Origin of the sequence: Hydrogenophaga sp. (genome assembly GCF_041633695.1) — a bacterium.
In the GTDB taxonomy this organism is placed as follows: Bacteria; Pseudomonadota; Gammaproteobacteria; order Burkholderiales; family Burkholderiaceae_C; genus Hydrogenophaga.
On sequence record NZ_JBFJMY010000109.1, the window covers coordinates 1 to 11,331 of the forward strand.

Sequence of the window (11,331 nt, forward strand, 5' to 3'; positions counted from 1 at the left end):
CGGCGCTGCGCAAGGCCACCAAGGTGCTGACCAGCGCGGCGCGGCGGTCGGTTTGCCCGGCCATTTGCTCCAGCAGGGCACGCACATTGTTGGCGTCGCTCTTGGGGTAGCCAAACTGGGTGGCGTAAAACGCCGTGTCCACGCCCGGCAAGCCGCCAAAGGCTTGCACACACAGGCCGGCGTCGTCGGCCAGCGCGGGCAGGCCGCTGAGCCGCGACGCGTGGCGGGCCTTGGCAAGTGCGTTTTCGACGAAAGTGCGGTGCGGCTCGGGCGCTTCGGGTATGCCGAGATCGGCCTGGCGCACCAGCGCCACGCCCAGCGGCGCCAGCAAGGCCTGCAACTCGGCGAGCTTGCCCGCGTTGTTCGAGGCCAGAACCAGCTTCATGCCGCGCTGAGCGGTGCCGCCAATGCCTGGGCCTGCAACGTCACCAGTTCCGCAATGCCTTTGTCGGCCAAGGCCAGCAAGGCGTCCATTTCTTGGCGGGTGAAGGCCACGCCTTCGGCGGTGCCCTGCACTTCCACGTAGTGCCCGGCACCGGTCATGACCACGTTCATGTCGGTGTCGCAGGCCGAGTCTTCCACGTATTCCAGATCGAGCAGCGGCACGCCTTTGAGAATGCCAACCGAAATCGCCGCCACCGGGCCTTTGATGGGCGAGGTGCTGATCAGCCCCTGCTTGAGCAATCCATTGACCGCGTCGGCCGCTGCCACGAAGGCGCCGGTGATGCTGGCCGTGCGCGTGCCGCCATCGGCCTGCAACACGTCGCAATCCAGCGAGATGGTGCGTTCGCCCAGGGCTTTCAGATCGAACACCGCGCGCAGCGAGCGGCCGATCAGGCGCTGGATTTCCTGCGTGCGCCCGCTTTGTTTGCCTTTGGCTGCTTCGCGCGCGCTGCGGGTGTGCGTGGCGCGCGGCAGCATGCCGTATTCGGCCGTGACCCAGCCCTCACCACTGCCCCGCTTGTGCGGTGGCACTTTTTCTTCCACCGATGCGGTGCACAAGACCTTGGTATTGCCGAACTCGATCAGCACCGAGCCTTCGGCATGGATGGTGTAGCCGCGGGTGATGCGCACCGGGCGCAAAGCATCGGCGGCCCGGTTGTCGGGTCGTTGGGAATCTGTCATGGGAACCTTCAAATGGGGGTCAGGCGTTGCGTTCGGCCGTGCGGCGTATCGCTTCGTTGATTTCGGCAATCGATTTTTCGATCGCTTCGTCGTCCAGGTCTTCGATGGTCGGATCTGGCACTCCCGACTGGATGGTGGAGGCGAAAACACCGTCTTCGATGTCTTCGGTGGAGACCCGCGTGCTCTGGAATTCGTCGGGCGTTTCCCATTCCATCGCCAGGATGGTCACGTTGTCGCAACGTGCGCCACCGCGTTTGAGCGCCAGCTCCACCAGCTCGGGCACAGCGTGCTCGAGCGAATTCTTGGCCAGCTCGGACACGATTTCATGGTCTTCCACCGTACCCCAGAGGCCATCCGAACAGAGCAGCACCCGGTCACCCTGCATCAGCTGAACCGGCCCTGAAAGGTCGAACACGGGTTTGGCTGGCGAACCCAGGCAGGTAAACAGGATGTTGCGGTTGATGTGCTGGGTGTTGCGCCCCAGGTGCGCCTGCTGCTCCATGTAGGAGTGGTCGCGCGTGCGGGTGAGCATGGCGCCGTTGCGCACCACGTACAGGCGCGAATCGCCGCAGTGCACCCAATAAATATTGTTGCGCTCCATCACCGACGCCACCAGCGTGGTGCGCGGCGTGTCCAGCATGCCCTTTTCTGCCGCATACCGGATGATCTGGTGGTGTGCGGCCATCAAGGCGCTGGAAAGGAACTCCGGCACCTCGCGCACCGTGGGGTTGGCCGCTTTCTGGAAATAGGCGGAAAACGTTTGCAAGGCCAGCTGGGCCGCCATCGCGCCCTCGGGGTGGCCACCCATGCCATCGGCCAGCACAAAAAGCCCCGATTCGCGGGTATAGCAATACCCCATGCGGTCTTCGTTGCGCTCGCGCCCACCCTGACGGCTGATCTGGTAAACCGAAAACTTCATTTGAACTTGGTGGCCGCGTTGGTCGATTTACGCAAAGTCTTCTTGTTGTCCGACACGATGTTGTCGAACTGCAAACGCATTTTTTCGGCCACGCTGAGCTTGGTGTAACTGCGCTCGGTTTCCCGGCTCAGCTCTTTTTGCAGCGCGAACACCGATTGAGGACGCGACAAGGGATCGAGCGACATGCACCACTCCACCACTTCAATCAGGTTGTCGGAATACACGCCCCGCAGGCGCGACAAAGCCAGCGAGAGCCGGTCTTTCTCCAGCCGCTGCGGCGCGTCGTTGGGCGGATAGCCCTGCATGCAGGCGTAGATGCAGGCGCCAATGGCGTAAATATCGGTCCACGGCCCCATGCTGGAATCGCGCCGGTACATCTCGGGCGCGGCAAAACCGGGCGTGTACATCGGGCGGATGAAGTTGCCCTCTTTGCTCAGCACCTCGCGCGCCGCGCCAAAGTCGATCAGCACGGACCGGTTGTCGTCGGTCACAAAGATGTTGGCCGGCTTGATGTCCAGGTGCAGCATCTTGTGCTGGTGCACGATGCGCAAGCCCCGCAACATTTCGTCAAACAGCGAGCGGATGGTGGACTCGCGGAACACCTTCTGCTTTTTCAGCTCGCGCGAGGTGATGATGAATTCTTGGAGCGACGCGCCCTCCAGGTAATTCATGACCATGTAAACGGTTTCGTTCTCGCGAAAGAAATTGAGCACGCTCACCACCGAGGCGTGCGAAATCTGGGCCAGTGCCCGGCCTTCTTCAAAAAAACTTTTGAGACCGAGCCGGTACAGCGAGAGCTTTTCTGGCTGCACTTGCGGCAGCAGCTCACCCGGACCGCGGGTGGCCAGCGACGAGGGCAGGTATTCCTTCACCGCCACTTGCTGACCTTCGGTGTCCACAGCCAGATAGACCACGCCAAAACCCCCGGCGGCCACTTTGCGCACGATGCGGTAGCCGCCGATCACGGTATCAGGAGGAAGGGGAGCTGGTTTGACCTTTGACATAATTCGGATGGTTTCCAGGGCGCCTCGTTTTGGACCATTCAACCTGATAGGCTTTTGTCCCATGGCAGTTTACAGCATGACCGGCTACGCGACGGCCCAGCATGGCGGACCTTCCGCCACCAGCAACGCCGAGGCGCAGCCGGGTCTGGGCCTGGAGATTCGGTCCGTCAACAGCCGCTTTCTCGACCTCACCTTCAAACTCCCCGACGACCTGCGGGGCGCCGAACCGGCCTTGCGCGAATTGCTGGGATCCCGGCTCAAGCGCGGCAAGGTGGAGGTGCGCGCCTGGATCGAAGGCCGCAGCGACACCGGAACCCGCCCGCCCACCACGGCCGAACTGCAAAAGCTGGTGGGACTGCAAGACAGCGTGCTGTCCTGGCTGCCCAAGGCCGCGCCGCTCTCGGTGGCGGACGTGTTGCAGCTGACCGGGCGGCAAAGCGCCCATGCCGGCAACTTGAACGAAGCCCTGATCGCCCTGTCCGGCACCGCCCTGGACAGCCTGGTGCAGGCCCGTGCGCGCGAAGGCGAGCGCCTGGCCACCATGCTGGTTGACCGATTGACGCAGCTGCGCCAGCTGGCGAAAGACGCGCAGCCGCTGATTCCGCAGTTGGTGAACCAGCAACGCCAGCGCTTCATGGACCGGTGGAACGAGGCCTTGACTGCCACGGCCGCCAGCACCGGCAACACCATCACCCCCGACATGGCGCGCGACCGCGCGCTCACCGAAGCCACGGCTTTCGCCATCCGCATCGACGTGGCGGAAGAGCTGACGCGGCTGGACTCGCACCTGGTGGAAATCGAGCGCCTGCTGAAAAAAGGCGCCGAAGTGGGCAAACGCCTGGACTTTCTGATTCAAGAACTGCACCGCGAAGCCAACACGCTCGGCGCAAAATCGTCCAGCCTGGAGCTCACCCGCATCTCGGTGGACATGAAGGTGCTGATCGAACAAATGCGCGAACAGGTTCAAAACATCGAGTGAAGGCGCCCGGCCCTCCTATCCACCCCTACCCATCACCCGCGTCGTTGTAAGCTTGCACCCCCCATGGAATACCCCGGAAACCTGTTTGTAGTGGCGGCCCCTAGTGGCGCCGGCAAATCCAGCCTGGTCAAGGCGCTGATGGAACTGGACTCGCGCGTCGTGCCGTCCATTTCCCACACCACGCGTGCGCCCCGGGGGCAGGAGCTGCACGGTCGCGAGTACTACTTCATCAGCGAAGAGACTTTCGACAACATGGTGATCCAGAACGGCTTTCTGGAGTGGGCCAAGGTGCACGGCAACCGGTATGGCACCTCCAAGGCGACCATCGAGCAGCGCATGGCACAGGGCACGGACGTGGTGCTGGAGATCGACTTCCAGGGCGCGATCCAGGTCAAACGCATCTTCCCCAACGCGGTACTGGTCTTCATACTGCCTCCCAGCTGGGAAGAGTTGCGCTCCCGCCTGGAGCGCCGGGCCGAAGACAGTGCCGAGGTTATCGAATTGCGGCTGCAGAACGCGGCCACCGAGATGACATACGCCAAAGAGTTCGACTTCGTTATAATCAACGAGTTGTTCGAGCGGGCCCTGTTTGACCTCAAGGCCATCGTTCACGCCCAGCGGCTCAAGTTTTCCGCCCAGCGTATCGCCCGAAGCGCTACGTTCAGCGCGCTCAACATCCACTGACCCACTGCATTTATCCCGGAGCCCGCACATGGCACGCATCACCGTCGAAGATTGTCTGGAAAAGATCCCCAACCGTTTCCAGCTGGTTCTGGCCGCCACCTACCGCGCCCGCATGCTCAGCCAAGGCCACGCGCCCAAGATCGAGAGCAAGAACAAGCCGGGTGTGACCGCCTTGCGCGAAATTGCCGAAGGCAAAGTGGGCCTGGAGATGCTGAAGAAGGTACCCCTCTGAGCGCGTTCCAGCGTTTCGGCTGCACCCTCTCACTCAAAAGCACCGCACTGCGGTGCTTTTTTGTTTGTCGCTGCGCGGCGACGTCCATTCGCGGCTCCATTGCCCTACCGTCCACAAGCCTGGCTTTCTGCGGCTAAAGTACTCTCATGAGTTCAGTGGACCATTCAGCCCTTCATCCAGCGCCAGGAACCGACAGCGAACCGGTTTCGAGCGCGGCTGCGGCCAGCTTTGCGGCACTGGAGAACAAGCTCGAATACCTGAGCGCCGCCGATATTGAAAACGTCCGCCAGGCCTACCGGTTTGCCGACGAGGCCCATCTGGGCCAGTTGCGCAAGAATGGCGACCCCTACATCACCCACCCCATTGCGGTGGCGGCCCAATGCGCCGAATGGAAACTGGATGCACAAGCACTGATGGCGGCCTTGATGCACGACGCCATCGAAGACTGTGGCGTGACCAAGGAAGAACTGGTGCGGCACTTCGGTGCGCCGGTGGCCGAACTGGTCGATGGACTGACCAAGCTGGAAAAGTTGGAGTTCGACACCCGCGAACAAAACCAGGCCGAGTCGTTCCGCAAGATGCTGCTGGCCATGGCCAAAGATGTCCGGGTCATCCTGGTCAAGCTGGCGGACCGCACGCACAACATGCGCACCATGGGCGACATGCCGCGCGCCAAATGGGCGCGCATCAGCAGTGAGACCCTGGAAATCTATGCGCCGATCGCGCACCGCCTGGGTTTGAACTTCACCTACCGCGAGCTGCAAGACCTGGCGTTTCGCCACTTGCACCCCTGGCGCTACGAAGTGTTGTCCAAAGCGCTCAACAAGTCGCGCAACCGCAGGCGCGACCTGATTTCGCGGGTCGAACAAGAAGTGCAAACCGTCTTTGACCAGCACGGTATGGACATGCGCATCATGGGCCGGGAAAAAACCCTGTTCTCCGTCTACCGCAAGATGGACAGCAAGCACCTGTCGTTTTCACAGGTGACCGACATCTACGGCTTTCGCATCGTGGTGCCCGACCTCTCGGACTGTTACACCGGTCTGGGCGTGCTGCACCAACTCTACAAACCGGTGCCGGGCAAGTTCCGCGATTACGTGGCCATCCCCAAGGTCAATGGCTACCAGTCGCTACACACCACCTTGATCGGCCCTTTCGGCACCAACATCGAATTCCAGCTGCGCACCCACGCCATGGACGTGGTGGCCGAGTCTGGCGTGGCCGCGCACTGGCTGTACAAGGCCAACGAGCCCAACAGCGACACCACGCAACGGCTGGGCACGCAATGGCTGCAGTCGCTGCTCGATATCCAGCAGGAAACCCACGACGCGGCGGAGTTCTGGGATCACATCAAGATCGACCTGTTCCCTGATGCGGTCTACGTCTTCACGCCCAAGAGCAAAATTCTGTCGCTGCCCCGTGGTGCAACCGTCATGGATTTCGCCTACGCCATCCACAGCGACGTGGGCAACCACACGGTCTCTGCCCGCATCAATGGCGAACAGCGGCCACTGCGCACCGAACTGAACAACGGCGACGTGGTGGAGATCGTGACCAAAGACAGCGCAGAACCCAATCCGGCCTGGTTGTCGTTTGTGAAGACCGGGCGGGCGCGTTCCAAAATTCGGCACCACCTCAAGACCGCTGCGCAAGAGCAGTCCAACGTGCTGGGCGAGCGCATGCTCACCCAGGCGCTGCGCTCGGAGGGCATCGCGGCACTGCCGGCAGAGGATGGCGAATACAAAGCCACCTGGGAAAAGTTGCTGCGCTTCAGCAGCAACAAGAGCCGCGACGAACTGCTGTCCGACATCGGCATGGGCAAACGCATCGCGAACATGGTGGGCAAAAAGCTCGCGGTGCTGCTGTCAGAAACGGGCCTGAAGCCCGATGCGCTGCTGATCAGCACCGAGCGCTATGCCAGCGGGCAAGACGACTCGACCGCGCAAGGCGTGGTCACGCTGGACGGCAGCGAAGGTCTGTCGGTGCAGTACGGGCGCTGCTGCAAACCGATTCCGGGCGACCGCATCGTGGGCTATCTGGGCCGAGGCGAGGGTCTGGTGATCCATGCCGACGACTGCCCGACCGCGAGACGCCTGAAGTCGCGCGACAGCGAGCGCTTTCTGGAGGTGGAATGGGCCGAAGAAACGGTGCGCTCGTTCGACACCTCGATCGTGGTCACCGTGAGCAACGGCAAAGGCGTGTTGGCCCGCGTGGCATCGGCCATCGGCGCAGCCGAGGCCGACATCACCCACGTCGACATGGGCGATGACGCCGCCCAGACCGCCACCGATATCCGCTTTTCGATCTCGGTGCGCGACCGCGTGCACCTGGCAGAAGTGCTGCGCAGCCTCAAACGCACAACGTCGGTGATCAAGGCCCAGCGCTACAAGCCGGTGAAACACTGAGCAGTACGCAGGGGCATGTTCAGCCCTGCTCGGGCGCGGGGTAGCTGACGGACAAGACTTCCAACTGCTGCGCACCGCCTGGCACGATCAGTTGCACCACATCGCCGACGCGTGCTTTCAACAGCGCGCGAGCCACAGGCGAAATCCAGCTGATCTGCCCCTGGGCACTCTCTGCCTCGTCGACCCCCAGAATGGTGACCGTCGTTCCCTGCCCGGCTTCGTCTTCGTAGTCCACAGTGGCTCCAAAAAAAATCTGATCGCCCCCGTGGTGCACCGAGGGATCCACCACTTCAGCGATCTCCAGCCGCCGGGACAAAAAGCGGATACGGCGATCGATTTCGCGCAAGCGCTTCTTACCGTAGATGTAGTCGCCATTTTCAGAACGGTCGCAGTTGCGTGCCGCCCAGTGAACCGCCTCGACCACTTTGGGACGCTCATCGTCCATCAGCGCCAGCCATTCGGTCCGCAGGCGGTCGTAGCCGGGGCGTGTGATGTAGTTCTTGCCACTGGGCGCTGCCGGCACCAACGGCGGCTCGTCTTCGTCGTCGTGGTCGGTCTCGCGTGTGAAAGCCTTGCTCATGCGCTCAGATTACAGCAAGGAAGGTGGCAAGACGGAAGGCGCGAGCAGGCAGCAAAAAAGTGACGGGCATGAAAAAGCCCGCAGCTTGTGGCTGCGGGCTATTCATTTGGTGCGGCTGGCAGGAATTGAACCCACGACCCCTTGGTTCGTAGCCAAGTACTCTATCCAGCTGAGCTACAGCCGCTAAGCTTCGCATTCTAGCACGAGATTTTGGTAGGCCGTGACAGACTTGAACTGTCGACCAAAGGATTATGAGTCCTCTGCTCTAACCAACTGAGCTAACGGCCCGCGCGGCTTGCATTGTAGAGGCCTCTGCCGCTCGGCTCGGAACAGCGCGCTATTTCCCGTGGCTCAGGGCGTTGCTCACCAGCTTGGATGTCACGTCCACGATCTGAATCATGCGTTCGTAAGACATGCGTTGTGGCCCGATCACGCCCAGGGTGCCGATCACTTGGCCATCGACCTCGTAGGGCGCGGTGACGACGGACAGCTCTTCAAAGGGAACGACTTGGCTTTCGCCGCCGATATAGATGCGCACGCCATCGGCCCGGGACGACACGTCCAGCAAACGGATCAGCTGCGTCTTTTGCTCGAACAGATCAAACAGGCGCCGCAAGTTGCCCATGTCGCTGGAAAATTCGCTGACCGACAGCAGGTTGCGCTCGCCCGAGACCACCACTTCATCCTGCTCGGCCTCGGCCTGGCTGCCGATGTCCACCGCGGCTTTCATCAAGCCGGCGATTTCGCCGCGCAACACGTCGACCTCGGTTTTCAGGCGTTCCCGTACTTCTTCCATGGTCAGGCCCGAATAGTGGGCGTTGAGAAAATTGGCCGCTTCCAGCAACTGGGGCTGCGTGAAATGCACTTGCGTGTGGATGATCCTGTTCTGCACATCGCCGTCGGGTGACACCAGGATGACCAGCACCCGGCGCTCCGACAAGCTGAGAAATTCGATGTGGCGAAACACCGAGGCCCGCCTGGGAGCGATCACCACACCCACGAATTGCGACAGGTTGGACAACATGGTGGCCGCGTGGCTGATCACCTTGTGCGGCTGATCGGGATCGATGCCGGGACCGGTCATGCCTTCAACCCCGCTAAACCGGTCTTTGCGGGCCGTGAGCATGGTGTCCACAAACAGGCGGTAGCCGCGGGCGGTGGGAATGCGGCCCGCCGACGTGTGGGGGCTGGCGATCAGCCCCAGCTCTTCGAGGTCGCTCATCACGTTGCGGATCGTCGCTGGCGACAACTCCAGCCCGGCGGCCTTGGCCAAGGTGCGGGAGCCAACCGGCTGGCCATCGGCGATGTAGCGCTCGACAAGCGCTTTGAGCAACAGTTTGGCACGGTCATCTAGCATGGTTTCATTGTACGAAGCTATGTTGTAATTTGCCCATGAATTTGCCATCCGATGCCCGGAACTCTTCCGATCCAGCCCACCGTGCGTTGCGCTTTTCTCACGTGGCCATCGTGGGCAAGTACCAGGCTCCGGGTGCGCGCAACGCGGTGGACGAGATTGCGCATTTTCTGCACGAGCAAGGTTGCGATGTTTCCCTGGAGCGCGAGACCGCGCTCAACACCGGTTTGCTGCAATACCCGGCGCTGGACGTGTCGGCCATGGGCAAGGTCTGCGATCTGGCCCTGGTGGTCGGCGGCGACGGCACCATGCTGGGCATAGGCCGCCAACTGGCGCGTTATGGCTTGCCGCTGGTGGGCATCAACCAGGGCCGCCTGGGTTTCATCACCGACGTGCCCTTTGAGGCCTACCGGGAAATTCTTCCCCCCATTCTGCGCGGCGCGTACCAAGAAGACGCGCGCGCCCTGATGGCGGCCAAGGTGTGGCGCGACGGACGTTGCGTGTTCGAAGCCACCGCACTCAACGACGTGGTGGTCAACCGCGGCGGCGTGGCCAGCATGATCGAGCTGCGGGTGGAGGTGGACGGGCATTTTGTGGCCAACCAGCGCGCCGACGGCCTGATCATCGCCTCGCCCACCGGTTCGACCGCGTACGCGCTTTCGGCCGGAGGCCCATTGCTGCACCCGGCCATTGGTGGCTGGGTGATGGTGCCCATTGCCCCACACACCTTGTCCAACCGCCCGGTGGTCGTGCCCGAACAAAGCGAGATCGCGGTGGAAATCGTCTCGGGCAAGGACGCCAGCGTCAATTTCGACATGCAGTCGCTCACCAGCCTGCTGCACGGTGACCGCATCGTGGTCCGGCGCTCCGAGTACGCGCTGCGCCTGCTGCACCCCGTGGGATGGAGTTATTTCGATACGCTGCGAAAAAAGTTGCACTGGAACGAAGGGACTTGAACGCAGCTGCCAAAATACGCGGTTGGTGCATTTTTGCCGCAGGGAATCTTCCTCGACCATGAGCTTACGACGCATTGTTTTGCGCGATTTCGTCATTGTGCAGTCGCTGGACCTGGAGCTGGACCAGGGCTTTTGCGTGCTCACCGGCGAAACCGGTGCCGGCAAATCGATCTTGATCGACGCGTTGCAGCTCGCACTGGGTGCGCGCGCCGAAAGCGGTGTGGTGCGTGAGGGCGCGGCACGCTGCGAAATCGCCGCCGAGTTCGACCTGCCTCCCAAACTGACCGGCTGGCTCGAAGAACAGGGTTTTGCGCAAGACGAACACCTGCTGCTGCGCCGCACCATCGACACCGACGGCCGTAGCCGGGCCTGGATCAACGGCAGCGCGGCCACCATGGCCCAGTTGAAGGCCCTGGCCGACGGGCTGGTCGACATCCACGGTCAACACGCTTGGCAAAGCCTCACCCGTGCCGACGCGGTGCGAGCCTTGCTCGACGCTTATGCCGACATCGACACAGCGCCCGCTGCCCAGGCTTGGGCGGTTTGGCGGCAAAAACACCAGGCACTGACGGATGCCAAAGAGCGACAGAACAGCTTGCAACAAGAAAGCGAACGCCTGGCCTGGCAAATCACCGAGTTGGACAAGCTCATGCCCGCCAGCGGCGAGTGGGAAGAACTCAACACCCAGCACAGCCGTCTGGCCAATGCCCAGGCTTTGCTCGAAGCCAGCCAGGCGGCCGCCGATGCGCTGGACAGCGAAGAGCCTGGCGCCAGCAGTTTGATCCAGCGGGCGCTGTCGGCATTGCAGGCGCAAGCCCACATCGAACCCCGCTTTGGCGAGGCCATGGAAGCGCTCGAAGCGGCTCTGGCCCAGGTGCAGGACACGGTGCACAACCTGCACCAGTACAGCCGCCACACCGAGCTCGATCCCAAAAGCCTGGACGCGCTCGATCAACGGCTCTCGCTGTGGCTGTCGCTGGCCCGGCGCTACCGGCGCCCGCCCGAAGAGCTGGCCGACCTGCACACCCAGTGGAAAAACGAACTCGCTCAGGTGGACCAGGCCCTGGATCTGGCCGGGCTGGAAGCCGCCGAA

At 62.4% G+C, this 11,331-nt stretch carries 12 protein-coding genes and 2 tRNA genes; 6 read left to right on the forward strand and 8 right to left on the reverse strand.

Annotated elements, in window-relative coordinates:
• The 4 genes from ABYB95_RS08945 to ABYB95_RS08960 all read right to left on the reverse strand — a co-directional run.
• The coding region (locus ABYB95_RS08945; RefSeq protein ID WP_372658114.1) for a non-canonical purine NTP pyrophosphatase at positions 1 to 385 on the reverse strand (385 nt) is incomplete at its 3' end.
• Complete coding sequence (rph, locus tag ABYB95_RS08950; RefSeq protein WP_372658115.1) at positions 382 to 1,125, reverse strand: ribonuclease PH; 744 nt, start codon at positions 1,123 to 1,125, stop codon at positions 382 to 384. The genes rph and ABYB95_RS08945, both read right to left, overlap by 4 nt.
• 19 nt (positions 1,126 to 1,144) lie before the next feature.
• Entirely contained in the window at positions 1,145 to 2,044 is a 900-nt protein-coding gene (locus tag ABYB95_RS08955; RefSeq protein ID WP_372658116.1) for a PP2C family serine/threonine-protein phosphatase, read from the reverse strand.
• Positions 2,041 to 3,048 carry a serine/threonine protein kinase gene (locus tag ABYB95_RS08960; protein ID WP_372658117.1) on the reverse strand — a complete coding sequence of 336 codons (1,008 nt, stop codon included), beginning with the start codon at positions 3,046 to 3,048 and terminating at the stop codon, positions 2,041 to 2,043. Before ABYB95_RS08960 ends, ABYB95_RS08955 begins: the two co-directional genes overlap by 4 nt.
• 61 nt (positions 3,049 to 3,109) lie before the next feature.
• Between ABYB95_RS08960 and ABYB95_RS08965 the strand changes: the two genes are divergently transcribed.
• The 4 genes from ABYB95_RS08965 (at position 3,110) to ABYB95_RS08980 (ending at position 7,348) form a co-directional block, all read left to right on the forward strand.
• Positions 3,110 to 4,027, forward strand: coding sequence for a YicC/YloC family endoribonuclease (locus tag ABYB95_RS08965; protein WP_372658118.1), 918 nt, complete (start codon positions 3,110 to 3,112; stop codon positions 4,025 to 4,027).
• A 63-nt stretch (positions 4,028 to 4,090) separates the two neighbouring features.
• Entirely contained in the window at positions 4,091 to 4,711 is a 621-nt protein-coding gene (gmk, locus tag ABYB95_RS08970; protein WP_372658119.1) for a guanylate kinase, read from the forward strand.
• Between the two features lie 28 nt (positions 4,712 to 4,739).
• On the forward strand, positions 4,740 to 4,943 hold the full coding sequence (gene rpoZ, locus ABYB95_RS08975; protein ID WP_069047262.1) for a DNA-directed RNA polymerase subunit omega: 204 nt from the start codon (positions 4,740 to 4,742) through the stop codon (positions 4,941 to 4,943).
• Positions 4,944 to 5,089: 146 nt separating this feature from the next.
• Entirely contained in the window at positions 5,090 to 7,348 is a 2,259-nt protein-coding gene (locus ABYB95_RS08980) for a bifunctional (p)ppGpp synthetase/guanosine-3',5'-bis(diphosphate) 3'-pyrophosphohydrolase (protein ID WP_372658120.1), read from the forward strand.
• A 19-nt stretch (positions 7,349 to 7,367) separates the two neighbouring features.
• On the opposite strand, the gene greB is transcribed toward ABYB95_RS08980, so the two are convergent.
• The 4 genes from greB to hrcA all read right to left on the reverse strand — a co-directional run bounded on the left by greB (position 7,368) and on the right by hrcA (position 9,285).
• Positions 7,368 to 7,928 (reverse strand): transcription elongation factor GreB, encoded by a 561-nt coding sequence (gene greB, locus ABYB95_RS08985; RefSeq protein WP_372658121.1) that lies wholly within the window; start codon positions 7,926 to 7,928, stop codon positions 7,368 to 7,370.
• Positions 7,929 to 8,035: 107 nt separating this feature from the next.
• Positions 8,036 to 8,112 (reverse strand) — tRNA-Arg (locus tag ABYB95_RS08990).
• A 27-nt stretch (positions 8,113 to 8,139) separates the two neighbouring features.
• Positions 8,140 to 8,216, reverse strand: a tRNA-Ile gene (locus ABYB95_RS08995).
• Positions 8,217 to 8,265: 49 nt separating this feature from the next.
• Positions 8,266 to 9,285, reverse strand: a complete 1,020-nt coding sequence (hrcA, locus tag ABYB95_RS09000) for a heat-inducible transcriptional repressor HrcA (RefSeq protein WP_372658122.1) — start codon at positions 9,283 to 9,285, stop codon at positions 8,266 to 8,268.
• A 35-nt stretch (positions 9,286 to 9,320) separates the two neighbouring features.
• Here hrcA and ABYB95_RS09005 point away from each other — a divergent pair, with 35 nt between their 5' ends.
• Entirely contained in the window at positions 9,321 to 10,238 is a 918-nt protein-coding gene (locus ABYB95_RS09005) for an NAD kinase (RefSeq protein ID WP_372658123.1), read from the forward strand.
• Positions 10,239 to 10,296: 58 nt separating this feature from the next.
• On the forward strand, positions 10,297 to 11,331 hold a 1,035-nt coding region (locus tag ABYB95_RS09010), incomplete at its 3' end, for an AAA family ATPase (RefSeq protein WP_372658124.1).